Raw genomic sequence first — 26,158 nt, 5'->3', positions numbered from 1 at the left:
GAAAATATGGATAATGGTATGGACTTTATTAATGCAGAAACAAGACACTGGGGAAAAATTTATACTGATGTAGCTTATGCCATAAGCGAAATCTCCCCTTTTGTCTCAGAAAGAGATTTAAATATAAGAAAATATGTTGTAAAAGCACCTATTCTTCAAGAGTATGTTAAGTTGTTGGATTCAGCTGAAACAGAATCAAAAAAGAAATCTCTATTTTCAATGTTTAAATCAAATCCAGCTATTGAATTACTTCAAGATTATAAGGCAAAACACAGAGAAAGCTTCAAACAATTAGAAAAATGTTCTCATTGCACTTGTTTAAACTGTGCCTTTGAATGTAATTTTAAAAAATGCTCAAGCTGTAGAAGCGGCTCTATGCTTTACTTTTGTGATAAAGCAAAAGTAAATGTTAGAAAATTTGATGATTTTACATTAGATCTTACTAACAATGATACTGGAAGAGCTTCAAAATATAAGGTTTTAGCTGTTGTAGAGGATTGTAAATTAGATAAATTATATATCTTATTACAAAATTCAAGTGATTCTAACGATAAATTAGTACTTTATTATTATCCTGGAATCAAAGAAGACTCATATGGTGAAATAACTGATCCAGAAGAATTTGATTTTGTGGTTGAAACTTATCAGTGTGCAGAGTAATATTTATCTAAATAAATAACTAAGCAGAGGTCGTTTAAAGTAAATTTAAATAACCTCTGCTTATTATTTTAACCTTCGTCGTACATTGAAAATTGCTGTATTTCTAAATCTTTTCTCTTTTCCATTTCATTAAAACAATAATTTATTATATCACTTCTTTTTATTATCCCTATAAATGTCCCATCATCATCAGTTACTGGTACAAAGTTTTGGCTTACTGCCAATGATATCAGGCTTTCTATATTTGAAGTTATAGATACTGGCTTATGGATTCTTCTTCTCTCTATTTCTTTAACCTTTATAGATTCAGTGTTTTTGAAATTTAAATTATCTGTATTTTTTAATTTCCATAGCAAATCCCCTTCAGTTAAAGTTCCTACATACTTTCCTTCTTTATTTATTACAGGTATTGCAGTATAACCGTAACGTTCCATCTTCTCCATAACTTGTCTCATAGTTGCATCTTGCTGAGCGCAAACAACCTCGCTTTTAGGTGTAAGAAAAAAGGCTATATTCATAAATAAAATCCTTTCATTAATTGTATTCATTTGATTTTTACTTATAGGTCTATTTTATCATATATATACTCAAAATTCTTTAGCGAAATTATTACTTATTCGTGAATATTTATAAAAAAGCGCCTTTATTCATCGGAATTTTCCAACTTATATATATAATTTAAATATATTTCATTTTTTATAATAGTATTGATTTCATTATACGCTTCTTCACCTTTTAAAGTCTTTTTAACCAAAACTTCACATAAAACATTATTTTTACATTTTGGGCATATACCAACCCCAGCAAATCTCCAATTTAGAAGTTTTATAGAAGTTTCCATTTTTATTTTTTTACCACACTTAGGACATTCTAATTTTAATTGCTCTTCATCAACTTTAATATTTTCAAGGTTTGAAACATGTATTGCTGGCATATTATATATATCTTCAACGAGATAATTTTTAATAACTCTTGAATTATATACTCTTCTAAATACTTCAACTGTATATTTGGCATCATTTAATGCATCATGAAGCTTTGTTTCATCTACTTTAATTTTCAGTTCATCTAAAGCTGCCTTAAGACCCAAAGCTTTCTTATGAGCTAACATTTTGGTAGTATACTCTTGAATATCTAAATATTCCTTAAGCCAGTTTAAATCCGTATAATTATAATGATGGGCATTTATTATTAATTCCACAACATCATCCTTAGCCCATGAGCAAAGGACATCTCCTTCTTCGAACATATCTTTAAGCTTTCCTATAGCTTCTTCAAAAGTTACTCCTTTTTCATTTAATATCTCTGCGTCTATCTTTGTAATTTCAGTGACAACTGGATTAATAACTGGAAATATGCTAGGTTTAATATATTCCCTTATCTCACTAACAGGTTTCATATATTTATCTACCTTTACAGCCCCTATTTCGATGATTTCATTTTCCAGGTCCATTGACTCAAAATCTCCATACTTTTCAAAAAAATCCTTGTGATAATTAGTTATATTTTTTAAATTATTAAACTCCAGATCTATAATAATGTACCCCATATTTATTCCTTTCTGCTGTTAAAATCACTTTAGTTTATGAATTGTTTAATTACTGACGAATATTAAATAATTCATAATTCATTTTTCGCCATTTTGACATTATTAAATTTAATTAGCACAACACGTTAAGCTAATAAATATAATTAGATAATTCTATATTTCTATCCCTGCAAGCTTCATTAAGTGAATTGCATTTTGGGTTTCACTTTTTCCTTTTCTCAATATATAATCAAACTTAATTTTATCATTTTCATAGAATTCTCTAAAGTTATAATTTATTATATTTTTATTTTCTTCTTCTAAATCACATAATTCTAAGTCATGTGTTGAAACAAGTCCAACTCCTCCATTTTGAAGAAGCTGCTTAATTAGTACTATTGCTCCAGTGTGTCTATCCTTAGAATTAGTTCCTTTAAATATTTCATCCAAAAGAAAAAATATTTTTTCCCCTCTTTTACAAGCTTCTATTAATATTTTTATTCTCAAAATCTCAGCATAAAATGAAGAGATACTTTCCTCCAAATTATCTTTCGTTCTCATGCAAGTGTATATATTCATGATTCCACAGGAAAACCTTTCTGCACAAACAGGAGCTCCAATGTAACTTAAAAGCAAGTTCACTCCAATTGTTCTTAAAAATGTACTTTTTCCAGACATATTAGAACCTGTAATCAATGATACTTTTTGCTCATTTTTTAAAGAGAAAGTATTTCTAACAGCCTTTTTCCCTAGCAAAGGATGCGCAACATTAAATCCTTCTATTTCATTTTCTTTCAAAATCACTGGATAAGCCCAATTGGGATTTTCAAAGGAAAGATTAGCTATACTGTTTAAGGCATCTATTTCATGCATTACTTCAAGCCATTTTTCAAGTTTATCACCATTCTTCTCTCTCCACTTTTCTAGGTTTTTCATTAAAAAAACATCTGAAAATAATAAAACATTTAAGATTAAATAATATGCATTGTATTTACTATTTCCTGCCCAATCTAATATTTTAGAGAATTTTTTCATTTCTTCTTTACAGCTTAAATTATCATTTTTTAATTTACTTTTTAATTTTGCTAAATATATAGAATTAAAACTTTCATCTTCTATTAATTCTAATATTTTGCTATATCCTCTTATACTTCTTTTTATTGAATCAAATAAATTAATGTCTTCTGCCATTCCTTTAGATAGTATTTTTAAAACAAGAAAGTTCACCATTAAATCAAGAAGTATAAAGGATTCTGGGACTACCTTTCTAGAAGCTAAATATATTGAAATAATTGTTACAAGTATAAAAGTGCAAGCAATTGCAACTCTCAAAGGACTTGAAGATTCTTTTTCCTTGCTCCATTTCAACAAACTTTGTAAATCTATACTAGGTGAATTGTTTAGTTTTCCTTCAACAATTATTTTTTGCCTCCACTGAGCTTTATCTCCTAATTCTTTTATAGCTTCTTGCCTTTCCTTTATTTCCGCATTATTAAAAACCTTTTCTCTCTTAAGTATTCTTACTAGCTCTTTTCTTCCACCTTTCGTTACTGTAGAGTTAATACGCTGAAAAATGGAATTGTGTCCAAATACATCTAGATCATTAATAAAAGGATGGTTTTCTTCTAAATATTCTAGTCCATTATCCTTAAATTCTTTAAATTGTCCTAATATTCTCTTAAGGCCCTTTTCGTTGATCTTTACTAATAAATCAAATCTTTCTTTATATTCAAAAATATTATTATGATAAATCACTAATCCTATAAAAATAACTATGAAAAGTATAGTTGCCATAATAATTACATATATTTTATCTTGCTTATACGAAAAATAATCCACCAATAAACATAATATTATTACAAGTAGTCTGCTCCAACCAATGACATTGACCTTAAAACTTAAAGCACTACTTGCCTCACTGTTTTTTTTCACATTGTCTTTGTAAAACTCTTCTGCTATTCTCATTATTCCTCCTTGTAATTTTATTTCTTAACTTTATTTCTAACAAGTAAATTTCTTTTATTTGTTTTTTCAGCTTCTATTTCAAATCTGTTTAAGGACAATATAAATGATGATAATTTTGAATGCCCATAATTTCTTGTATCAAAATCCGGATAACGCATGTTAAGTTTAGTTCCAACCTCACCTAGCCCTACCCAGCCTTCTTCATCTGACCTCTCAGCTATTATATTCTTTATTGATTTTATAAGTTCTCCCCGATTGGCCAAAACTTCTTTAGAAACCTGCTGCTTTTCTGACATTTCTTCATTAACACTGACATCTGTAACTAATCCAGCTAAAACTTCAAGATATTTAAATTTTTCGCAGGCTGCTATAAAAGGAGTAGGTGTTTTCTTTTCTCCCATTCCAATAACATACATTCCTGCTTCTCTTAGTCTTGCAGCTAATCTTGTAAAATCACTATCACTAGAAATTATACAGAAGCCATCTACATTTTTAGAATAAAGTATATCCATAGCATCAATTATCAATGCAGAATCCGTTGCATTTTTGCCTGTCGTATAACTGTATTGTTGAATAGGTGTAATAGAATAGTTAAGAAGCACACTCTTCCACGAAGCAAGCTGCGGCTTAGTCCAATCTCCATAAATCCTTTTATATGTTGGTGTTCCATGATTAGAAATCTCATCAAATATATACTTTATATATTTATCAGATACATTATCTGCATCAATTAGCACTGCAATTTTTTTATCATTCTCCATCTCTCATACCCCACACTATTTTAATTTAAGTTCTTATAATCATTTTATCATGGTCTACTTAACTTTGGAATTTATTCTCTATTTTTTATACAATAATTATTATTCCCCATTCTAATATATTTTCATTAATCTTTATAAAATACTCACATATCATAGCAAAACTTAGTTCATACTCCAACAATAATTATACTATTATTTGTAAATTAATTAAGCATTTTATAAATTATTCTATAGATAACAATTAAATTAAATTGAATTTTAACTTTATTAGAAATTAGTAATTAATATAAAATTAAAAATGTATCCTATAAGATAAAACGAATTTATTCTATAAGATACATTTGTTAAATTATTTTTATTTTATTCTTTTGACAAGCATCTATATATTTCATCTAAGTTATATTTAATTGCTTGTATATAATTTTTATCATCTTCCTTAGACTCTAAAGTTAATATAGGCACAACTTCTGCTCCAACTTCCTTTGCTAAGGTTTGCGAAACTTTAGGACTTGCTAAAGCTTCTGAGAAAACAGTTTTTATATTATTTTCCTTGCAAAACTTCACTAATTCTTCTAATTGTTTTGGTGTTGGCTCTCCTTCAGCAAATAAATTTTCTACTGATTTTTGAGTTAAGCCAAAGTCTCTGCATAAGTATCCAAAGGCTGCATGACCTGTTACAAAATTCTTTTTATTTAAAGAATCAAATTTAGGCTTATATTCATTATATACACTTTCTAATTCTGCCTTGAATTTATTATAATTTTCTTCATAATAGTCTTTATTTTTTTCATCTAATTTAACAAGAGTATTTTTTATATTTTCAGATTGTATTTCTGCATTTTTTACGCTTAACCAAATATGAGGATCAACAGTGTCTTCTTCTTTCCTAACATCGATACCGCTGCTTGAATCTACAATTGTTACTCCTTTTTCCTTAATAGTCTCATTAACTTTATCTACCCAAGTTTCCATACCTAAGCCATTATAAACAAAAACCTTACTTTTAGTTAAAGCTTCAAAATCCTTAGTCTTAGGTTCATAATCATGAGGCTCTACATTATCTGGCACAAGACAAGTCACTACAGCTTTATCTCCTGCTATTTTTTCAGTGAATTCTTTCAATGGATATATTGAAACAATAATGTTTAATTTGTCATCTGTTACGCTTTTAGTAGCACTCTCCGTTTTTGCACCATTACAGCCAATTAACATAAGTCCTGTTAATAAGGCTAAAGCACCTGATATAATTTTCTTTTTCATAAATCTCCTCCGCTTTTTGCATTTGATTTGCATTTGCAACCCTGTTTATTATATTACTTTTATTATTCAAATATGTCAAGCTAGAGAATTCTTTAAATTAATTATTTATTTTTGATTTAATATTACACAATTATACTGATACATATTATCATCTAAAATCTTTTGTTCTATTTCCTGACAAGTAAATAAAAGCACTTGCGCAAAGTTTTCATTAAATAAAAGTTCTAATGCTTTTTTTCTTCTGTCATCATCATATTGGACAAAAGCATCATCTAAAAATATTGGAACTTCTTTATTTTTAAAAAGCATATTAATAAAGGAAAACCTTAAAGAAAGATATAATTGGTCTTTAGCACCATTGCTCAATATGTCAGCATCAAACAACATCCCATCATTTCTCACCTTTAATTTATAATCTTCTGATATTTTAGCTTCTTCATATTCATCACCAGTCAATAAATTGAATTTCTCTATAACTTTTTTATTTAATTCAGGACCAACATTTTTCCTTATTTCATCAAAGGATTCTTGAAATAATTCGTTAGCTAATTCTACAGCTTTCAATTCCTTTTCAAGCTTTAAAATTCTCTCATCATTTATTAATATTTCCTCTTCTATTTCTGGGATTTCTCTCTTTCCTAAAAATCTTTTTTCTATAAGATGCTCTAAATCTTTTATTTCCTTTTCGACCTTTAATAATTCATCTGATTGCTTTCTTATTTCAATTTCTATTTCTTCTTCAGATTCATATGAATAATTTATTTCTTGGTTTATTATCTGCTTCATTTCTTCCTTAATCTCATCTATATTTCTATCTTTAAGTAAAACCTTGTAAGTTTCTTCAACGCTTTCAAGGGCACTTTTTATTTCCTTCATTTGATTAAGTTTATCTTTATATTCTTTTAATTTAATGTGCATATCAATTATTTCTACTTCCTCTAATCCAAGTATAGAAACTTTTTTTCTTATTTCCTCTTCTTTATCTGCTAATTGTTCATTAATATTTTCTATTTCCTTCTTGATTCCTTCAAACTCATATTCACTTCGATTAATATTAGCTTTCAACTCTTCATATATTTCTACTTGTTCAAGTACTTCTTCTAAAGATTGACATGATAATACATTAAATAGAGAAGCTATAACTCCCTTATTTCTATTATAAGTAGATTTCAATTCTGTAATATTGTATTTATTAATTTCCTCTTCTTTGTTTTTTATCATTAACATCATACTATCTTTATAATTTTTATACTTATCATATTGGGCAAGCATATTTATGAATTCTTCATACTCTTCAGTTTTAGTTTCTTTGAGATATAAATTCAACTCATTTTCGTATACTGTAATTTTATCTTTTAAATTTTCAATTTCTTCATTGTTCTTTTTAATATTATCTAAGTTTTTTATTTCTAAAGAATATTTCAAATACAAGCGAACTAGAATTATAAATACAGGAATACATATTATAACAACAGGAATCATCTGTTTTATTACTGATAAAATAAATAATAATGTACAAACAAATCCAGCTAAATAAATAAAATTTATTTTTCTCTTAGAATCCTTTAAGTTTTCTTTTATTTTAATGACACCTTGATTTTCTATTTTATATTTTAATTCTTTCAAGCCTTGTTTATATGAATCTAATAATTCTTCAATTTCTTTTCTATGTTTTTCTATAAAATCTAAATTGCCTATATCAATGGCCTGCTTATTAATTTCCATTTTAAACCTAGAGATTGTATTTTGAATATTAACAATATCCGTTAACTTTTCCTCAAGATTCTTCTGATCTACCTTTAAAGTATATATTTTTTCCTTAATGTTATTTCCCATAGAAGCTATAATCTTATAGTTTTTAACACTTTCTGTCTTTTCTTTTAATACACCTTTAAGTTCATAAAATTTATTTTCTTTTTCCTGCTTTATATCTAACAAACTCAAATATCTTGAACATTTTTCGTTAACTTCTTCTAAATACTCAAAGGTTATATATTTATCACCATTTTTAAGTTCTTCGCTTATAACTTCTTGTTTTCTTTTTAGTTCCTCGCCTTTTCTAAGGTAATTGCTTATTTCCTTATAGTCTTTTTGAAGCTTGACCTTTCTTAAATATTTTTTATATAAATCCAATTTTTGGATTTGTTCTTTAATATTTACTTTATATTGCTTTTTCTTTAATAAACTTTCCTCATTATCAACATTCTCCTCTGCTAATTTATACCCTTCCCATAATTCTGCTTTAAGAGAGTTTTGGCTTTCTTTTAATAAATCCAACTCTCCTCCCTTTCTTACTGCTGCCAGCTGTTTTTTTCTCTTTTCCAGCTTTTCAATAATTTTTCTTACAGAAGTATTTTCATCTCCGGAATTATATATATTAGTTATCTTTTCCATAATTTCTTCTTCTTTATCCTTGGATACCATAACTCCCAGCTGACTTATAAATAAAGTCTTCACAAAGGTTGCTAAATTTATACCAAAAAAATATTTTCCCGGCTCATTTTTATGTTCAATTTCTATTTCTTCACCTGTTATCTCATCTAAAATTTCGCAGATATCTTCTTTCTTGCTTACACCAAAAACTCTTTTAATAATGTAACCTTTTCCTTTGGAGACTACTAAAAGTTCACCGGATATCTTTTCTCCAGTTAAAGGCATATATTTTTTTCGCTCATTTCTACCCCTTGAATCAATACCATAAAGCCATATTTTAATAAAGTTTTCTATTGAACTTTTTCCTTGTTCATTTTTCCCATAAATCAAATTAAATCCTTTAGTGAAATCTATACTTTTTCCCTTTATTCCAGCAAAGAACTCTATGTTAACTTTCTTAATCATTACATCATTCATAAATCTTTACCTCTTCACCTGAAATACTTTGAAGTCCTATCTTTAATGCTAAAGTTATTATTTCTCTTTCTTCTTCTGTTTGTACTTCTTCTAACCGCTCATATATTTTTTTTGCAAATATACTCTTTAGTGAATATCCTTCAAGTAGTTTGTTAATATCTAATTTAAGTTCACTTTTATCTATAACCTTCGCAAAATAAAATTCATTCGCAAGTAGTTCTTCTAAGAATTCTTCATTTATTGTAAATTCTTCTGATATTTCACCTATTAAAATTATCTTATAAAAGTTCTTTTTTCTATCCTCATCTGAAATAGAGCTTATAATCTTATTTTTCACTTCATTATAGCCAAAACAACCTTGAATATTTACTTCTTTTTCATAATAATTCCTAATTGAAGTTCTAATAAAGCTAGTTTCTAAAAATTTATTTTGAAGTTCTATAAAAACTACACCTTTATCTTCAAGCTCATCAAATCCTCTTCCTTGAGGACATCCACTATAACAATAATAAGTATTTTCTATTTTTTTTATTTCTGAAAATTTATGTCTGTGCCCTAAAGCTACATAATCAACATTTGTCTTACCTATCTCTTCTTCTGTAATAGGATTATATTCATTGCCCTCCTGAGTATTTGCTATTTCCCCATGAAGTACTAGTATATTATTATAACCTTCTGCTCTTTTAACATCTTTCAACAAGGATTTCTTCACATGTGGAACATTAAATCCTGCCCCCCACACCACAGTATCCAAATCCTCTAAAATTACCATTTCCATACTACCTTTAAAAATATGAACATTATTAGGCCATTCTACAATGCTGTAAAAGGATTTTTCATTATAAGGATCATGATTCCCTGGACTTATAAATACATGTACCTTACTTATGCTCTCAAAGCAGTTTTTAATGAAATAAAGAGTGGTCTTGTTTACTGATAAATTATCAAATATATCTCCAGCAATTAAAAGAATATCTATTTCTTTTTCCAAAGTTATTTTTATTATTTTTTCAAAAACCTGTTTTAACTCCTCTTTACTTTTTAGAGCCTGTTTCGGTGTCATTCCACTAAACGGTGTATCAAAATGTATATCTGCAGTATGTAAAATTCTTATCTTTCTCATAATAATCACCTGTTATTTTTTATTTCAAGACTATTTACTTATATTTATTGAAATTTAAATTATTTTAAGCATTATATTGCGAACCTTTGTTCTAATTCTAACATGAAATCTATTAATAGTCCAAAAGTATATGATTTTGTTATAGCAATATCTTCAGTAACTAATATACAATAACCTTATACTTTTACAAACAAAAACAAGAGATGCATTACACATCTGTGTAATGCATCTCCCGTTTTAGAATATGATTATGTTATTTAATAACATATCTACATTTTGAATTAATCAAGAACCTTTTGATTCTCATTATATTCTATGCTCATATTCCTCTACCATTCTCTTTACCATTTCCCCGCCTACTGAACCACATTGTCTAGAACTTAAGTCTCCATTATATTCTTTAAATGGAACGCCTAGTTCTTGCGCTACTTCATTCTTGAATTTACTCAAGCCTTGTTTTGCTTCTGGAACTAAAACTCTACTATTACTCTTTGACATAACGATTCCCTCCTTGGCTAGTATGGTATTATCAGTAGAAAAAACTATATTTAATTCTCCCTGCCGACAATATTATTTTAACCGACAATGTATTTTATATTCTAATAAATATAAGGATAAATTTGAAAATTTATCCTTAATCGACCGAAGTAAATTGCATCTAACTTACTTTATATTAAATTTTCTTATACTTTTATATCATTAACACTTTTTGTTACCAATGCTTTTAATTGTAAGCATTTATACAACTAAATGCTTCAAGGTTGCTTCTATATCTTTTTTGATATCGACAAAACTGTTGGATTTTTCCTTTATGAAATAAGTCAACAGCTCAATAGCTATTAAATTATATTCAGTAATATCCTCTTCAGAAATTAAATTTTTATCTTTTATTTTCATGAAATATCTATTCATATCTTTAAAGAATCTGACTATTTCATCTTTAATCAATTCTTTTGATAGCACATCTTTGCTTATAGTTAATAATCTATTTTTAAGGTCTAATACCTTCATTGGAAATAATAAATACATATTCTTTTCGGATAATTGTTTAAAATCATATTTCCAACTTTTCATTACATTTATTCTATATTCAATATTCTTTCCATCTGCCTCTTCTTTGAATTCAAAAACATCTGGAACTTCAATATTAGAATTAAACATTATTAAAACTCTATTATGACTGTCTTTTGATCCTTTGCTTAAATTAGCTGAATCCTCATCCTTATATTCTTTTTTTATTTTATTGAGATTTATTATATTTGTGAAATTACTTTCTAGATTTATTTTAGATATTACTATTGCTATATTTTGATCATCTACAGTTTCTAATTTAATTTCGTATTCAAATTTTCTATAATCATCTTCCGCTAAAATTCTAACATTATAATTGGAACTTTTTAAGCTTCCTTCCTGATTATTTTTTATATATTTAATTTTAGTATCTTTACTTAATTCATCGTTGTATATAGAATTAATAAATCCTATTAATGGTAACTTATTATTGAAAGAAAAAATTCTCTTTATTATACTATTTAATTTTTTTTCGTATTTATTTTGACTGTTTTTCAAATCAAAAAAATAATTATTATTCTTTAACGAATCAAATTTTTTTTCAAAATTAGCATAAGCCTTTATATTTTTTATTTGTTCACGTTCACTATTAACTTTTTTATCTTCTAAAAATCTATTATTAACATTTGTTTTTTCTTTTCTTATTTCACTTAGTAATACCACTTTATTCATCATAGTTTTTCACCTCACAATGGATTATTACCATTTTATGATTATAATATACGAATATTGAAAATTTTGCAATGTAATTTTATTCCAGTTAGACAGTAAACGACATTTATTTTGCATGTAAACCTTTAATTTCACCATTATGTTTTATCAAATTAATATTTTTTGTTATTTTTCACAAAGAATTCGTAAGTTTTTTGTCTTTTTATTTCCTAAATGCAAAATTTTATCTTTTTAGACATAAGTTATAAATTATGTTATATTTATTTTGTTATTTTGTCAAATACAATCTAATAATGTTTAAAAACTTGATACTTCAAGTAATATGATTTTATTTGGATCACTTATTTATTTTATCTCTTTTTTGTACTATTATATGTTGACAGTTACTTAAAGTGAAGGTTTAAAATATATTCATGGAGGTACTTCTTAAATATATTCAATAAATATTCTTTGTTTTTACTGCATTCTATTTTAATCCAGTAAATTAATTAAAATTTATAAGAAGGCAAATAAATTAATGAGGAGAAAAATTACTATGAATAAACTAATGCTAATAAGTGAAGTTTCTCAAAATTATCACGTAACGAAAAGAACTTTAAGATATTATGAAGAAATTGGGTTATTAACAAATGTAAAAAAGAACAACTCTAATTATAGGTGCTACGACAATGAAACATTGGCTAGATTGGAGCAAATTTTACTTCTTAGAGAATTAGATTTTCACATCAATGAGATCAAAGAAATATTATTATCAAACGATGAAAAAATTACAAATGATATATTATTCAATAAATTAAGGGAAACTGAAGATAATATAAAAAACTTAATATCATTGAAAAATATAATTACTTCTATTATTAACATTCAAAATCAAACAGGGATGCAAAGTGTTAATCTTTATGAGATTTTAAAAGAACAAATTTATATTCATAAAAATATGGAAAGGATGTTTGAAATGAGTCAATTTGTTGGAGATATAATATTAGTTGAATTTGGGATAAATATTGTTGAATCTGCAAATACAATAATAGACAATATAAAATTATTAAGAGAAGATATAAAAGATAAATTAAATAAAGAAATCCCTTTAATCAGAATTAAAGATAATATTGAATTAAAAGATAATGAATATAGAATTATCATAAAAAATATTACGGTAAAACAAGAATTATTGGATAACATAACTAGTAATGAAAGAGCAAGTATTATACTTAGTAAATTAAAGGAATCATTGATTTGTAACATCCGAAATTTAACAGAATAAAAAATCATTAAAAAGGTTGTAGGTGGACAAGTTCACCTACAACCTTTTCTAATATTTTAATGTAATCATTTCTACTTTTATGTTATTATCCAAAAACTCACAATTAAATTTGTAAAAGCATCGCTAATTAATTATATTTATCAGAAAGAATTTTTCCATCAGATATTTCTAATACTCTATCTGCTCTTTCTGCAATCCTCTTATCATGAGTTATTATTATAAATGTAGTTTTAAACTTTTCATTCATTTCTCTCAAAATTCCATATACATTTTCTGTACTTTGAGAATCCAAGTTTCCTGTTGGCTCATCTGCCAAAATAATTTTAGGATTATTTATCAAAGCTCTTGCAATAGCTGCTCTCTGTTGCTGTCCTCCAGACATATTTGTTGCTAAATTATTTTTCACTTTTGACAACCCCACCAAATCAAGCAACTCTAAAGCCCTTTCTTTGATCTCCTTAGGAGGTTTAACATCTTTTATCATATATGGAATAAGAACATTTTCTAAAGCTGTAAAATCAGGTAAAAGATAATGAAATTGAAATATAAAACCTATCTTTTGATTTCTTGTTTCAGCTAATTCATCAGCAGTCATAAGATCTGTTCTTTGTCCATCTATATAGACTTCTCCATTAGTGGGCCTATCCAAAGTTCCCATTATATTTAACATAGTACTTTTTCCTGATCCTGATTCTCCAATAATCGAATTAAAAGATTTTTCTTTGAAGGCCACATTAATATCATATAAAACCTGTGTCTTCATAAGTTTTCCATATATTTTATTTATATTTTTCAGTTCAATTATATTTTGCTCAATATCCTTATCCATTTTTTATCACCTCTATAGGATCTAATTTTGCAGATTTTTTTGCTGGTATTAAAGCAGCAATAGAAGATGAAGTTATTGCTAAAACTGCAGATAAAATTATAAATCTAGGATTAACATATAATTGAACTATAGGTGTCCCATCTGCATTGACAGCAAATTTTGTAAACATTATAGTAAGTCCAAGTCCAAAAGCTATTCCTAAAATAGCGCCAAATACTCCTAATATAATTCCTTGAAAGAAAAATATGCGACTCGCAGGACCATTTTTTATGCCCATAGCCTTTAAAATCCCTATTTCTTTTGATTTTTGAATAACTGTAATAGCCAGTATAGATGCAATTGCTAAAACTACAGAAACAATTACAAAAAATTGTATCATATAACTAGAAGTACTCTGACCGCTTAGACCGCTTAACAATTGTTTATTTTGTTCCTTCCAATTTTCAACTTTCACGTCTTTATCATTCAAATTATACTGAATATTTTTGCTTACACCATCTGCATTAAACACCTCCTCTGCTTGTATTTGAGCTTCTATTGAAGTTATTTTGTTTTCAAAACCAAAAGTATTTTGAACTGTACTTAAATCAGTAATAATCCATGATTTATTTATGCTGCTCACTTCTAAATCATAAAATCCACTAATAGTGAAATCTTCAACTTTGCCTTTTGGTGTTGTAATTTTAATTTTTTCTCCAACCTTCTTTTTTAATTCCTTATTTAATTCTCTTCCAATAAGAACCTTTTTCCTCGAAGAATCTATGTCTCTCTGCAAAATCCAGTTACCTTCGTAAATTCTACTTTTTATATTATAAATTTTATCACTATCTTCTAATTGGAAGCCTCTCATTAATACAGGATAACTTTTAGTTCCATCTTTTATAAAGGCTGAAGCATCAAGAGCTGGTGAAACATTTTTAATTCTGCTATCACCTTCCCGAATTTTTATCATTTTTTTCTCCCAATCATCTATTGTTTTATCATCTTTAGTTGATGAAACAGTAATTTGAGGAGAATTATTTATAGTCTTATCTATTAAGCCTTTTTGAAGTCCATCAATTAATGTACCTATGAAAACCTGAACTGATACACCAATTCCTATTCCTAAAATAATAAAAAATGTTTGTAGCTTATTGCTTAATAAAAATCTAACTGCAACCTTTAACGGGAATCTCATAATATTCCCCCTTTCCTATGCATATTTATTTTTGATTTGCAGAAGTTTTGCTAGAAACTCCCTGTATAACTATATCACCTTCTGCAAGAGATTCTGGCGGATTTAATATATAACTTTCATTTTCCTCTAAACCTTCAGTAATCTCAACATAATATTCACTTTCTATTCCAGTTTTAATATATCTTTTTGAAATTTTATTATCAGCACCCACAACAAAAACATATCTTTGATTAGTTGCCTTATCTTCCTTTATTCCATCAAATCCAATGGCTATACAGTTATTTTTTTCTTTAAATACAAATTGAACATCCGACTCATAACCAGCCTTAACTTCTTCTTTTGGATCATTTATGATTACAGAAACCTTTACCTTATATTCATCATCACTACCTACTGAAGTTGCTTTAGCTTCTGCAAATTCACCTATTTCATCTACAGTTCCCATGTAATACATTTTAGATCCCTTTATATTCACATTAGCTTTTTGTCCCCTTTGAACTTTCAAAGCATCGTATTGTTTTAAATCAACAGTCACCTTATACTGTGATACATCATCTACTATAATTTCATCACCCTTAACTGGGAATTGATTTTCTTTAGCATTTATTTTTATAACTTTACCATCAATATTTGATGTAATTTTACTGTCTTCTATCTTTTTCTTATAATCATCTATATCCTTTTGAATTAACGCTATCTGATTTTTTTGACTTACAATTTTATTCTCACTGCTATTATTAGTATCCTTTAAAGAATTTTCTGCATTTTTCAAAGCATCTTTTGCACTGTTAACACCAGTTTCTGAATCCTCTAAATTCTTTTTTGATTCATATAATTGACTTTGGGCTATTGCTCCACTATTAAATAATTCCTCATTTTGTTCATATTTTTTCTTAAAATCATCATATTTTCTTTGTGCTGTTTCTAAATTATATTTAGCTTGAGAAAAAGAATTTTCCGAAGCACTTTTTTCTGAAGTTACTCCTGTCTCAAGCATTTGATTTAAAGTTAAATTAGCATTTTCTAAATTAATTAATGCTTTATCTAACTTAATTTGATAATCAGAACTATCTAATTCCAATAATAAATCACCTTTTTTAACAAGTTGTCCTTCTTTTACTGCTATTTTTATTACTTTTTGCGAAGAATCTAATGCAATATTACTCCTGTATTTAGCCTCTACATTCCCTGTAGCTATTGCAGTTTCGGAAACTGTTCTATTTAGAGCTTTGTCTATAGTTACTTGTTTAGGTTTGGGTCCACTGTTCTTTACACTATAAGCCACACCTATTAAAACAATAATTATTAAAAAAATTATTATTCCTATTCTCTTCTTATTTAATAAAAAATCTTTAGGCCAAGCTATTTTTTTATCCGAAAACATTTCTTCACCTTCTCTTTAATATAATTATTCTATATTATATGTATAATTATTAATAATGATTATCTAATAATAATTATACATTTCACAAAAGCAGTATTCAATATTTTTTTACTACTGAGTCTAAATTTTATTAAGATACCTTTAATTAACAATTAATTCAAGTAACAAAATATCTATAGAACATAAATATAATTGCAATAAAAAAAGAGTAAACTATGTTTACTCTTTTTTGGTGGAGGAAGATGGATTCGAACCATCGAAACTAACGTAACAGATTTACAGTCTGCCCCCTTTGGCCTCTCGGGAATTCCTCCATATTTTGTTTTATTAAAATATAAGTTTTCTTATATTTATATTGGAGCTGGCAATAGGAATCGAACCTACAACCTGCTGATTACAAGTCAGCTGCTCTACCGTTGAGCCATGCCAGCATATTATTTAGTTAGCATTATCAATTAATACTTTGCAGCTAAGAGTTTAACTTAACAATTAACAGCAGATACATTTTAACAAAATTCTTAATATTTTGTCAAGTAAATAATTTTTATACTTTCTTAAATGGTGGGCACAACAGGGCTCGAACCTGTGACCCCCTGCTTGTAAGGCAGGTGCTCTCCCAGCTGAGCTATGCGCCCATTTAAGTGGTGGAGGAAGATGGATTCGAACCATCGAAACTAACGTAACAGATTTACAGTCTGCCCCCTTTGGCCTCTCGGGAATTCCTCCGTATTTTGTTTTATTAAAATATAAGTTTCCTTATATTTATATTGGAGCTGGCAATAGGAATCGAACCTACAACCTGCTGATTACAAGTCAGCTGCTCTACCGTTGAGCCATGCCAGCATATTATTTAGTTAGCATTATCAATTAATGCTTTGCAGCTAAGAGCTTAACTTAACAATTAGCAGCATATATATTTTAACAAAATTCTTAGTATTTTGTCAAGTAAATAATTTTTATACTTTCTTAAATGGTGGGCACAACAGGGCTCGAACCTGTGACCCCCTGCTTGTAAGGCAGGTGCTCTCCCAGCTGAGCTATGCGCCCATTTAAGTGGTGGAGGAAGATGGATTCGAACCATCGAAACTAACGTAACAGATTTACAGTCTGCCCCCTTTGGCCTCTCGGGAATTCCTCCGTATTAAACTATTTAGAATGTGTTGCATTTGAATCAACAATGATTAGTATATCTGCAATACGCTTTTTTTTCAACCTCATTTATAGCCCATATAATGAAATTAAATCAATATTACTTCTAATTAATACTCTTTTCTTCCATTTAATACACAATCCATTTATTTTCTATGCAATATCTAAAACCATCAAAACCATCCCAACTTACAACATAATTTGCTGTCCTATACATTATGCTACGCTAATTTAATATTGAAATATAAATAGATTTTTTAATAATTTATTTGTTTACATAAACTACTTTTATAGACTATATCTCTTTTATATTTCATATATATTTTATAAAAGGGGGTATAAATCCTTGAATAAATCAAATATTAATATAAACTCAAATTTTCCTTATGATCTCGTTATGGATATAAAAAACTATATAAAGAAAGATACTGTAATAGTATGTATTGGCACTGATAAATGTATAGGCGACTGCTTAGGTCCCTTAGTCGGATCAATTTTGACTGATCATTTTTTCCCTCTACCTGTTTATGGGACTTTATCCTCTCCAATTCATGCACTAAATTTAAAAGAGCGCTTGGATGAAATACATAAAAATCATTCAAAGGCTTCAATTATAGGTGTGGATGCCTGTTTGGGTGACGAAAATGATATTGGTGAAATTCGCATAAGAGATTATGCTATTAGACCTGGAAAAGGTGTTGGTAAGGAACTTCCTGAAGTTGGTATAGCCTCTGTGATTGGCATTGTTGATTCGAGTGATAGTTCTGAACTCTTTTTTTCCCGTAGCATTAGGCTTTCTTTTATAATGAATATGGCAAAAACTATTTCTAGAATACTTATTGAAGCTTATAACTTAAATCATGGAAACTTTCCAATTATTTAGCACATAAAAATACTTCTAAATCCATATAAATTAAATTTTCCATATTTAAAAAATTTCAGACAAATTATTCTAATCTCTCCAATAAAAAAATAACAGTCAAAGCATATTTTGACTGTTATTTTTGGTTCTATTCTATAAGCACTATTTGTTGTGAATTTACTTCACTATTTAATTTATCAATATAGCTCAATACTTTACCAGTTCCCTTAGCAACACATTCAACAGAATCTTCCGCAATAGTTGTTGAAACTCCTGTTCTAAATTCTATTAGCTTATCTAATCCATGTATCAAAGCTCCGCCACCAGTCATTAAAATTCCTCTTTCAATTATATCAGAAGCTAATTCTGGTGGCGTTCTTTCTAATACTCTTTTTACTGTTTCAACTATAACATCAACAGGTTCTTTTATTGCATTTCTTATTTCTTCTGTACTGATTTCAACTTCGTCAGGTAATCCTGTTATAAGATTTCTACCCTTCATCATACATGTTAGATTTCTAGAATTTTTAAACGCTGACCCTATATTAATTTTTAAATCTTCAGCAGTTTTTTCACCTATCATTAACTTATATTCATTTCTAACATATTTTATTATAGCATCATCGAACTTATCTCCAGCTACTTTTATGGATTCTCTTTCAACCACTCCACCTAATGAAATAACTGCAATATCACAAGTTCCTCCACCAATGTCTACTACCATACATCCATTTGGTTTCGTAATGTCAAGACCAGCACCAATAGCTGCTGCTAATGGTTCTTCTATTAAATGAACTGTCTTTGCACCAGAATTCATAGCCGCATCTATAACAGCTCTCTTTTCTACTTCTGTAGCTTGTGATGGCACACAAACAATTACTTTAGGCGCTCTAACTCTTCTTGTACCACATGCCTTTTTTATAAATTCTTTTAGCATTTTTTGTGTCATATCATAATCTGAAATCACGCCATCTTTCAATGGCCTTACAGCCACTATATTACCAGGGGTCCTACCTATCATTTTTCTTGCTTCGTCACCTATAGCCAATATTTTATTATTGTTTCTATTTATAGCAACAACAGAAGGTTCTTTTAAAATTACCCCTTTCCCTTTTACATAAACTAGTACAGTTGCTGTTCCTAAATCAATTGCAATATCTGTCCCTGTTCCAAAAAAGCCCATTTTTTATTCACTCCTATAATACATATTAATACCTATGTTTACATAATTCTACTAATATTATATTATAGCCTTATTCTCATTAAGATTCAATAATTTTATACTTCATTTGTGTAGCTTTTCCGCCTCGAATATGTCTTTCTGCCTTATTTAATTCTAAAATCGAATGAGTTTCCTGTGCAATTTCAGGATTAATTTTTAAAAGTCTTTCCGTCATATCCTTATGAATTGTACTTTTACTAACCCCAAAAACTTTAGCAGTTTTTCTTATTGTAGCCTTTGAATCTATAATATATTTTGCAACATCTAAAACTCTTTCTTCAATATAATCTTTCAAAATACCACTTCCTTGATTTGATCTTTTATTATATAGTAGTTTTTTTCTTCATCTACTCATTATTAATTCTGAAGAACATTTAGTTAATTTCTTTATAGATTTATTTAGTTTTTAAAGTAAAATATTTTTCTGGATTAACTTGATCACCATTAGCATTGATTACTTGTAAACTTAAAAATTCTCCAAATTGATCTTTGCTGAATACCTTTGCAGTTTCACCAACTTTGCCAATAACCTGCTTGGCAGCTACTTTATCACCCTTTTTTATTGATAGGTTTGGATCAAGATTTCCATACCTAGTTTTTAAACCATTAGCATGTTTAATTTCTACAACCACACCTTCTTCAACTCCTGTATTTTCAGCAAATTCTACTACACCATCAGCTACTGCTTTAACTTCTGTCCCTATCTTTGCTTGTAAATTTACTCCTCTGATAGTTCTGTAGGTTCCTTCACTTATTTTTACTGGAGTAGGATAAGAATATTTCCTACTTTCAATACCATCTACTGGATTTAAAAAACTCACTTTGTTGTTTGTAGATACTGTTGCAGACTTTTCTGTCTTTGACTTTTCTATATTTTCCTTATCATTATTAGTAGCATTTTCCACTCTCTCAGCATTTGGAATTTCATTTATAGTTTTTTCATTACTATCAGAATTTATTGCTACTTCTTTATTTATATCTTCTGTCTTATTAACTTCATTATTATTAGACATCTTATAGGAAATAGTTCCAATGGTAACTATTATGCAAAGACAAAGGAATAAGGCGATGTAAAATCCCTCCTTCCTGATTAAAGTTTTAAATCTTTCTTTTAAATTTTTGTTCAATATGAACACCTCCTGTTGTTATGATTCCCTTTTTATGAAAAATAATACATAAATATATTTTTTTATTTCTATTTTTTGTATTTATATATAAAAGTAATTTTATAACTTGTATAAAATTCTGATATTCTAAATTATCTCCAGTTTTCCATTTTCTAAACAAAAAAATCCTTAAACTGAAAACTTTAAGGATTTTTACAAAAGTCATAATTATAATGCTTTTAATTTTTCATTTTTTGTTTGTGTACCTAAATTCTGTTGATATAATAGAATTTGTAATAAAGTATCTACATCGTGGGCTTACTAATTAGTAACGCGAAACAATATGTGTCCATTATTGATCTCAAACAGGCAATTAAATTGAACAATATTTAAGTTTTTGATTATAGGTAAATTTCCTATTTTGACAAAGCCACTCTTTTTATTAGTGCATAATTACTTCTATTATAGGTAAAAAGTTCTTGGTTGCAGCATAGCTGCTTTTTTATAGGTGTATATTTTAATTAAGAAAGGATGGTTAAACTAGATGAATTCTATGAAATTATTAAATGAAAAATACAGCGTATGTCGATTAAACAAAAACAATACAATCCCAACTTGGGCTATGCAAGGAGATTTTTTTTCAATAACAAAAACTGAGGATGAATTATCAATTGTCTGTTTACAAGAAAATATACCTAATAATATAAAATGCGAAAAAGATTGGAGAATATTAAAAGTAGAAGGGCCATTAGATTTTTCATTAGTGGGTATTTTGGCTTCTATAAGTAGTTTAATGGCAGAAGCTCAAATCTCTATATTTGCTTTATCTACATATGATACTGATTATATACTTGCTAAAGAAAATAAAATAGAAGCTGCCATTTGCGCTTTAACTAAAAATAATTATTATGTAATTAGATAAATTCTATATTGTAACTCTTCTATGTATTAATTAATTATTTATTTATGTAAAAAAATAGTACCATATATTAGTTAGTTATTAGCTAATATATGGTACTTGTAATCTTGCAGTTTTAAAATATTCTGCATTACCTTATCCTTAGAAAATATTAATCTATTTTTGAACACACATTAATATTTGTAGAGAAGTTCCGCATTGTGGCATAGCCTCTCTTTTTATAAGCGCATAGATACTTTTTTAGAAATGCTTTTCTTTTTTCTTTCTTAGTATAATATAGCTTAATCACAGTTCTATAGTTAAGTTCTTGGTTGCAGGAAAGATCCGTATTGCAGCATAGCTGCTCTTTATTAAGGTGACAAGATCCGTATTGCAGCATAGCTGCTCTTTATTAAGGTGTGTATTTTATTTCCTGGATTTCAACTCCATTATAGTAATGTTTAAGTATTTCATTGTATTTAGCTCCATTTTTGGCCATTGCATTTGCTCCCCATTGGCTCATACCTACACCGTGCCCATAACCAGTACAATTTATTTTTACTGATTTATCCCCAAAATCAAACTTGAAATTAGTTGAATTTAAATTAAATAAAGTACGGAATTCTGTACCTTTTATAGTTTCTCTACCTATTTTTATTTCCTTTATACTTCCACCTTCAGTATAACTTTGTATTTTTATTGATGAAGATAAATTTCCTTTTTTCAAATTTGCATTTTTGTATTGTGAATTAATTTTACTTATAAACTCACTTATTGGCACTTCTAAGGTTGTTTTATATTTAGGAGCATTTTCTTCACCTTTGCTTTCCTCTGATTTTAGATATGGTACGTTTATGGAAAATACATCTTTTGCATCTTCAGTTTTACCTGAACTTACTGAAAAGAACTGCGGATATTCTAATACTGAATTTTCATAGGTAAGAATCTGTCCCTTTGTATCTAAAACAGCTTTTTGTATTTTGTTCCAATTATTCTCTGCCTCACTTTTACTCCATTTACTGAATCTATCTGCCTTACTCATATAAACCTGACAATTGGTTGTATCACAAATTTCAGCATTTTTACTTTTAGCATCCTTACAAGGGCTATTTCTCTTGCTCATATAAAATGTCCTTGCTGCCACAGCCTGAGCTTTCAAAGCTTCTTCATTAAAATTTGCCGGTACTTCACTTGCTACTACTCCCATAATATAATCTTCTAAATCTAATTCTTCTACAGTATCTTCTGCTTTATGATAAAGTTTAACTTTCCCATTGAGAGGAAAAGTTACTTCTGAACTTTTTCTTATATTTTCACTGTTCAAATTGAATACACTTATATTTTCTTTTTCTACACCTAAAAATATTAATGGTAATATTATTAATATAATAAAAATAATTAAAGTCATAATAGTAATAATTTTCATATTTTCGCTTATTCTTATGTTTATTCTTCCAAACTTTATATTTGAACATTTTGAATTAACTACTTTCATTTAGTTCTTCCTCCTAAAACATACACCTTAAAATATATGCCTTAGTTTTTTTATTATGATAATTATGTTAATTAACCGGCAAAGTTAAAATTATAACCTCAACTCATTTAAATTTATTATTACCTTTTAAAATCCATAATAATTCCAAACATTTTAAATACATTAACATATTATTCTGATTTGAAGTAAGAAAATAATGTTAATGTATTTAATTAGTATTTATTAAACTTATGCAAAAAATTTAAGAACCCAAATAAAAAATCAGGTTCTTACTTTTTCTATAAAATATCTTCACTCTAGATCTTATATTAGAAAAACTAATAAAGCTTTTCTGATATAACTTTGAACTATGAACTCACAACTTTTAACCAAACTAAACTTCCACCCTATAAATTTCTGCTCCTAAGTTTCTAAACTTTTCTTCAATATTAACATATCCTCTATCAATATGGTAAATATCACTTATTTCCGTTTCACCCTCTGCAGCTAATCCACTTAATATCATAGCGGCCCCAGCCCTTAAATCTGTTGCTTTGACCTGACAGCCTGTAAATTTGGGTATACCTTCAATTATTGCGATTCTTCCATCAATTTTTATATTAGCTCCCATTCTATTAAGTTCAGCAACATGCATAAATCTATTTTCAAAGACTGTTTCTGTAATAACACTGACCCCTTCAACTATGGCTAGTAGTCCCATCATCTGGGCCTGCATATCTGTAGGAAAACCTGGATATGGAAGCGTCTTTATATCTAGTGGTTTCTTTGTTCCCCTTCCATCTACTACTACGGAATCATTTCTATAATCACTAAAAACGACCCCACATTCTTTTAATTTTTCTATAACAGGCCTTAAATGCTCTTCATTAGCTCCATTAATTCTTATTTTACTATTTGTAATAGCAGCTGCTATCATAAAGGTTCCAGCTTCTATTCTGTCGTATATAGGAGTGTATGTCACTCCTTTGAGAGATTTCACTCCATCTATTGTTATCTTTCCAAGACCAGCACCTTTTATTTTAGCCCCCATCTTATTTAAAAACCTTGCTAAATCCCAAATTTCAGGCTCTTCAGCCGCATTTTCTATTATTGTTGTTCCTTCTGCAAAAACTGATGCCATCATGATATTTTCAGTAGCACCTACTGACGGAAAATCTAAGTATATTCTGCTTCCAACAATTTTCTTCGCTTTCACCTCTACAAAACCATGACCTGTTATCACTTCAGCACCAAGAAGTTTAAATCCTTTTAAATGCAAGTCTATTGGTCTGCTGCCTATATTGCAGCCTCCTGGCAATGATAATTTACAATATCCAAACCTAGCAAGCATGGGACCCATAATTAAAAATGATGCTCTCATTTTTCTCATAAGCTCTTCATTTGCATCCATTTCCACTATGTTTTTTGTATTTATACTTAATCTGTTGTTAATATTTGAAATATCTACATCACAATTTAATTCACTTAACAATTTACATATAACTTCTACATCTTCTAATTTGGGCGCATTTTCTATAACTATAGGCTCTGAACACAATATAGTTGCTGCAATTATAGGTAAAATTGAATTCTTTGCTGAACTTATATCAACTTCACCCTTAAGTTCTTTTACCCCTTTTACCACTATCTTCTCCATATTATCCTCCATATTGAATTGTTAGGCATCATAAAATAATCTTCCAAATCTGCAATGCATTTCTGTGTTAAACAAAGATGTAAATTTCACCACTTCCAAGCGTAATATGATGCAATTATTCTCTTAATTTTATTTTCTTAGTATAATTCAAATATTGTCGGTGTCCCTATTATTATATTTGAACCGGTATCATACCGTATTAATGCAAAATTAATTCTCTCCCCATCACTTAAATCCCCAATTCCAGCGTATCCATTAGCAATTTCTAATACATTTGTCTTTTGTATGCCCTCTTCATTTGATAATTTATTTAAATAATAATCCATATCTCCTTTTATTTTCTTGCCTTTATAATAAAGAAAATATTGTTCATCATATGACTTTTCATCCTCTATTTTTTTTAGCATATCTTTTAAATATAATGTTTTATACTTTGGATTTTTATTAATTACTTTAATTTCAAAATAATTATATTTATCTTCTTCCCATGTTTTTATATCAATATGAAAATTATCCCTTGAGATCTCAAATTGCTTTTTACTTATTTCTCTATAGTTTCCATCATTATTATTATTTAATTGTCTTTTTATCTTAGAAATTTCTTTTTGGGCATCTTCTCTTGTTTTATATTGAAGTTTTACTCCATTTTCTTCAAATTCACTTATATTCCTCATATCTGCTTCTATAGCTCCAAATGATTTTTTTTGCTCATTTACCATATCAGTCACAGCTCCAAGGTTAAAAAAAGATAACAATAAAAAGACTGCTATACTTAATTTTACATTCATAATAATCCCCTTAACCCTCCTTTATACCTTATCCTTTTTTAATTATGACCATCTCTTTTATCTTTTATTCTATTTTAAATTATATAACCAATGTATTTTTAACATTATTATATATATTCTAAGAAACATTATTGTTCAAAATAGAACATAGGCATTAATTAAAAAGTAAGAAATAAACCTTTGTATTATATCATCATAAAGGGATTAGAAAAAAGTTCCGTATTACAGAAAAGCTCCGCATTGTGACATAACATAATCACTCCTTTTAGAAGTGCAAAGCTACTCTTTTTATAGGCGAAAAGTTCCATATTAACAGCATGTCTGCTCTTTTTATAGATGAAAAGTTCCTCATTGTGGCATAGCCACTCTTTTTATCGGTGAAAAGTTCCTAATTGCAGCATAGCTGCTCTTTTTAGAGGCGAATAGTTCCTCATTGTGGCATAGCCACTCTTTTTATC

22 protein-coding genes and 7 tRNA genes are annotated in these 26,158 nt (G+C 28.0%); 4 read left to right on the top strand and 25 right to left on the bottom strand.

What is annotated here, in order from left to right; all coding sequences use genetic code 11:
• Positions 1-6 precede the first annotated feature (6 nt).
• Positions 7-660 (top strand): DUF1292 domain-containing protein, encoded by a 654-nt coding sequence (locus tag GXK56_RS09700; RefSeq protein ID WP_160687255.1) that lies wholly within the window; start codon positions 7-9, stop codon positions 658-660.
• 68 nt (positions 661-728) lie between these two features.
• Here the strand turns inward: GXK56_RS09700 and GXK56_RS09695 are convergent, their stop codons facing one another.
• From GXK56_RS09695 to GXK56_RS09655, 9 genes are all read right to left on the bottom strand, one after another.
• Entirely contained in the window at positions 729-1,178 is a 450-nt protein-coding gene (locus GXK56_RS09695; protein WP_160687309.1) for a CBS domain-containing protein, read from the bottom strand.
• 125 nt (positions 1,179-1,303) lie between these two features.
• Positions 1,304-2,209: a 3'-5' exonuclease gene (locus tag GXK56_RS09690; RefSeq protein WP_160687254.1), complete on the bottom strand. Its 906-nt coding sequence runs from the start codon at positions 2,207-2,209 to the stop codon at positions 1,304-1,306.
• A 153-nt stretch (positions 2,210-2,362) separates the two neighbouring features.
• Positions 2,363-4,153, bottom strand: coding sequence for a MutS family DNA mismatch repair protein (locus GXK56_RS09685; RefSeq protein WP_160687253.1), 1,791 nt, complete (start codon positions 4,151-4,153; stop codon positions 2,363-2,365).
• A 17-nt stretch (positions 4,154-4,170) separates the two neighbouring features.
• Positions 4,171-4,914 (bottom strand): NYN domain-containing protein, encoded by a 744-nt coding sequence (locus tag GXK56_RS09680; protein WP_160687252.1) that lies wholly within the window; start codon positions 4,912-4,914, stop codon positions 4,171-4,173.
• A gap of 360 nt (positions 4,915-5,274) precedes the next feature.
• Positions 5,275-6,174, bottom strand: coding sequence for a zinc ABC transporter substrate-binding protein (locus GXK56_RS09675; RefSeq protein ID WP_160687251.1), 900 nt, complete (start codon positions 6,172-6,174; stop codon positions 5,275-5,277).
• 105 nt (positions 6,175-6,279) lie between these two features.
• On the bottom strand, positions 6,280-9,024 hold the full coding sequence (locus GXK56_RS09670) for an AAA family ATPase (RefSeq protein ID WP_160687250.1): 2,745 nt from the start codon (positions 9,022-9,024) through the stop codon (positions 6,280-6,282).
• Positions 9,017-10,147, bottom strand: coding sequence for a DNA repair exonuclease (locus GXK56_RS09665; protein ID WP_160687249.1), 1,131 nt, complete (start codon positions 10,145-10,147; stop codon positions 9,017-9,019). Before GXK56_RS09665 ends, GXK56_RS09670 begins: the two co-directional genes overlap by 8 nt.
• 306 nt (positions 10,148-10,453) lie before the next feature.
• On the bottom strand, positions 10,454-10,645 hold the full coding sequence (locus GXK56_RS09660) for an alpha/beta-type small acid-soluble spore protein (RefSeq protein ID WP_160687248.1): 192 nt from the start codon (positions 10,643-10,645) through the stop codon (positions 10,454-10,456).
• Between the two features lie 240 nt (positions 10,646-10,885).
• The gene (locus GXK56_RS09655) at positions 10,886-11,893 is read right to left on the bottom strand and encodes a hypothetical protein (protein ID WP_243156073.1); all 1,008 of its coding nucleotides are present in this window, start codon (positions 11,891-11,893) and stop codon (positions 10,886-10,888) included.
• 532 nt (positions 11,894-12,425) lie between these two features.
• Between GXK56_RS09655 and GXK56_RS09650 the strand changes: the two genes are divergently transcribed.
• Positions 12,426-13,154, top strand: a complete 729-nt coding sequence (locus GXK56_RS09650) for a MerR family transcriptional regulator (RefSeq protein WP_160687247.1) — start codon at positions 12,426-12,428, stop codon at positions 13,152-13,154.
• Positions 13,155-13,281: 127 nt separating this feature from the next.
• Here GXK56_RS09650 and GXK56_RS09645 read toward each other — a convergent pair whose 3' ends face one another.
• The 10 genes from GXK56_RS09645 to GXK56_RS09600 all read right to left on the bottom strand — a co-directional run bounded on the left by GXK56_RS09645 (position 13,282) and on the right by GXK56_RS09600 (position 17,682).
• Complete coding sequence (locus GXK56_RS09645; RefSeq protein WP_160687246.1) at positions 13,282-13,983, bottom strand: ABC transporter ATP-binding protein; 702 nt, start codon at positions 13,981-13,983, stop codon at positions 13,282-13,284.
• Positions 13,976-15,160 (bottom strand): ABC transporter permease, encoded by a 1,185-nt coding sequence (locus GXK56_RS09640; protein WP_160687245.1) that lies wholly within the window; start codon positions 15,158-15,160, stop codon positions 13,976-13,978. The genes GXK56_RS09645 and GXK56_RS09640 overlap by 8 nt, the downstream gene beginning before the upstream one ends.
• Before the next feature lie 25 nt (positions 15,161-15,185).
• Positions 15,186-16,544 carry a biotin/lipoyl-binding protein gene (locus GXK56_RS09635; protein WP_160687244.1) on the bottom strand — a complete coding sequence of 453 codons (1,359 nt, stop codon included), beginning with the start codon at positions 16,542-16,544 and terminating at the stop codon, positions 15,186-15,188.
• A gap of 230 nt (positions 16,545-16,774) precedes the next feature.
• A tRNA-Tyr gene (locus GXK56_RS09630) sits at positions 16,775-16,858 on the bottom strand.
• A gap of 42 nt (positions 16,859-16,900) precedes the next feature.
• Positions 16,901-16,975, bottom strand: a tRNA-Thr gene (locus GXK56_RS09625).
• A gap of 128 nt (positions 16,976-17,103) precedes the next feature.
• Positions 17,104-17,179 (bottom strand) — tRNA-Val (locus GXK56_RS09620).
• 7 nt (positions 17,180-17,186) lie between these two features.
• Positions 17,187-17,270, bottom strand: a tRNA-Tyr gene (locus tag GXK56_RS09615).
• Between the two features lie 42 nt (positions 17,271-17,312).
• Positions 17,313-17,387: transfer RNA gene (locus GXK56_RS09610), tRNA-Thr, on the bottom strand.
• 128 nt (positions 17,388-17,515) lie between these two features.
• A tRNA-Val gene (locus tag GXK56_RS09605) sits at positions 17,516-17,591 on the bottom strand.
• Between the two features lie 7 nt (positions 17,592-17,598).
• Positions 17,599-17,682 (bottom strand) — tRNA-Tyr (locus GXK56_RS09600).
• 357 nt (positions 17,683-18,039) lie between these two features.
• On the opposite strand from GXK56_RS09600, the gene yyaC reads away from it, so the two are divergent.
• Positions 18,040-18,576: a spore protease YyaC gene (gene yyaC / locus GXK56_RS09595; RefSeq protein ID WP_160687243.1), complete on the top strand. Its 537-nt coding sequence runs from the start codon at positions 18,040-18,042 to the stop codon at positions 18,574-18,576.
• Between the two features lie 127 nt (positions 18,577-18,703).
• Here the strand turns inward: yyaC and GXK56_RS09590 are convergent, their stop codons facing one another.
• The 3 genes from GXK56_RS09590 to GXK56_RS09580 form a co-directional block, all read right to left on the bottom strand.
• Positions 18,704-19,738 carry a rod shape-determining protein gene (locus tag GXK56_RS09590; RefSeq protein WP_160687242.1) on the bottom strand — a complete coding sequence of 345 codons (1,035 nt, stop codon included), beginning with the start codon at positions 19,736-19,738 and terminating at the stop codon, positions 18,704-18,706.
• 79 nt (positions 19,739-19,817) lie between these two features.
• Positions 19,818-20,072 carry a sporulation transcriptional regulator SpoIIID gene (gene spoIIID / locus GXK56_RS09585; RefSeq protein WP_079438897.1) on the bottom strand — a complete coding sequence of 85 codons (255 nt, stop codon included), beginning with the start codon at positions 20,070-20,072 and terminating at the stop codon, positions 19,818-19,820.
• 100 nt (positions 20,073-20,172) lie between these two features.
• Positions 20,173-20,904, bottom strand: a complete 732-nt coding sequence (locus GXK56_RS09580) for a M23 family metallopeptidase (protein WP_160687241.1) — start codon at positions 20,902-20,904, stop codon at positions 20,173-20,175.
• 523 nt (positions 20,905-21,427) lie between these two features.
• Between GXK56_RS09580 and GXK56_RS09575 the strand changes: the two genes are divergently transcribed.
• Entirely contained in the window at positions 21,428-21,805 is a 378-nt protein-coding gene (locus GXK56_RS09575; RefSeq protein ID WP_160687240.1) for an ACT domain-containing protein, read from the top strand.
• Between the two features lie 388 nt (positions 21,806-22,193).
• On the opposite strand, the gene spoIID is transcribed toward GXK56_RS09575, so the two are convergent.
• From spoIID to GXK56_RS09560, 3 genes are all read right to left on the bottom strand, one after another.
• Positions 22,194-23,276 (bottom strand): stage II sporulation protein D, encoded by a 1,083-nt coding sequence (spoIID, locus tag GXK56_RS09570; RefSeq protein WP_160687239.1) that lies wholly within the window; start codon positions 23,274-23,276, stop codon positions 22,194-22,196.
• A gap of 373 nt (positions 23,277-23,649) precedes the next feature.
• A complete protein-coding gene (murA, locus tag GXK56_RS09565) occupies positions 23,650-24,912 on the bottom strand; it encodes a UDP-N-acetylglucosamine 1-carboxyvinyltransferase (protein WP_160687238.1) in 1,263 nt (420 codons plus the stop codon).
• A gap of 137 nt (positions 24,913-25,049) precedes the next feature.
• A complete protein-coding gene (locus GXK56_RS09560) occupies positions 25,050-25,700 on the bottom strand; it encodes a hypothetical protein (RefSeq protein ID WP_160687237.1) in 651 nt (216 codons plus the stop codon).
• Positions 25,701-26,158 lie beyond the last annotated feature (458 nt).

This window comes from Clostridium sp. C2-6-12, assembly GCF_009928485.1.
GTDB lineage: Bacteria > Bacillota > Clostridia > Clostridiales > Clostridiaceae > Clostridium.
This window is presented reverse-complemented; position numbering and strand designations above follow the sequence as displayed.

What these genes read in the sequence shown, in the direction of transcription:
- murA (WP_160687238.1), bottom strand. Translation starts at nt 24,912, where the DNA reads ATGGAGAAGATAGTGGTAAAAGGGGTAAAAGAACTTAAGGGTGAAGTT.
- GXK56_RS09665 (WP_160687249.1), bottom strand. Translation starts at nt 10,147, where the DNA reads ATGAGAAAGATAAGAATTTTACATACTGCAGATATACATTTTGATACA.
- GXK56_RS09645 (WP_160687246.1), bottom strand. Translation starts at nt 13,983, where the DNA reads ATGGATAAGGATATTGAGCAAAATATAATTGAACTGAAAAATATAAAT.
- GXK56_RS09575 (WP_160687240.1), top strand. Translation starts at nt 21,428, where the DNA reads ATGAATTCTATGAAATTATTAAATGAAAAATACAGCGTATGTCGATTA.
- GXK56_RS09700 (WP_160687255.1), top strand. Translation starts at nt 7, where the DNA reads ATGGATAATGGTATGGACTTTATTAATGCAGAAACAAGACACTGGGGA.
- GXK56_RS09675 (WP_160687251.1), bottom strand. Translation starts at nt 6,174, where the DNA reads ATGAAAAAGAAAATTATATCAGGTGCTTTAGCCTTATTAACAGGACTT.
- GXK56_RS09590 (WP_160687242.1), bottom strand. Translation starts at nt 19,738, where the DNA reads ATGGGCTTTTTTGGAACAGGGACAGATATTGCAATTGATTTAGGAACA.
- GXK56_RS09690 (WP_160687254.1), bottom strand. Translation starts at nt 2,209, where the DNA reads ATGGGGTACATTATTATAGATCTGGAGTTTAATAATTTAAAAAATATA.
- GXK56_RS09695 (WP_160687309.1), bottom strand. Translation starts at nt 1,178, where the DNA reads ATGAATATAGCCTTTTTTCTTACACCTAAAAGCGAGGTTGTTTGCGCT.
- GXK56_RS09685 (WP_160687253.1), bottom strand. Translation starts at nt 4,153, where the DNA reads ATGAGAATAGCAGAAGAGTTTTACAAAGACAATGTGAAAAAAAACAGT.
- GXK56_RS09560 (WP_160687237.1), bottom strand. Translation starts at nt 25,700, where the DNA reads ATGAATGTAAAATTAAGTATAGCAGTCTTTTTATTGTTATCTTTTTTT.
- GXK56_RS09635 (WP_160687244.1), bottom strand. Translation starts at nt 16,544, where the DNA reads ATGTTTTCGGATAAAAAAATAGCTTGGCCTAAAGATTTTTTATTAAAT.
- GXK56_RS09670 (WP_160687250.1), bottom strand. Translation starts at nt 9,024, where the DNA reads ATGAATGATGTAATGATTAAGAAAGTTAACATAGAGTTCTTTGCTGGA.
- GXK56_RS09650 (WP_160687247.1), top strand. Translation starts at nt 12,426, where the DNA reads ATGAATAAACTAATGCTAATAAGTGAAGTTTCTCAAAATTATCACGTA.
- spoIID (WP_160687239.1), bottom strand. Translation starts at nt 23,276, where the DNA reads ATGAAAGTAGTTAATTCAAAATGTTCAAATATAAAGTTTGGAAGAATA.
- GXK56_RS09680 (WP_160687252.1), bottom strand. Translation starts at nt 4,914, where the DNA reads ATGGAGAATGATAAAAAAATTGCAGTGCTAATTGATGCAGATAATGTA.
- GXK56_RS09660 (WP_160687248.1), bottom strand. Translation starts at nt 10,645, where the DNA reads ATGTCAAAGAGTAATAGTAGAGTTTTAGTTCCAGAAGCAAAACAAGGC.
- GXK56_RS09640 (WP_160687245.1), bottom strand. Translation starts at nt 15,160, where the DNA reads ATGAGATTCCCGTTAAAGGTTGCAGTTAGATTTTTATTAAGCAATAAG.
- GXK56_RS09655 (WP_243156073.1), bottom strand. Translation starts at nt 11,893, where the DNA reads ATGATGAATAAAGTGGTATTACTAAGTGAAATAAGAAAAGAAAAAACA.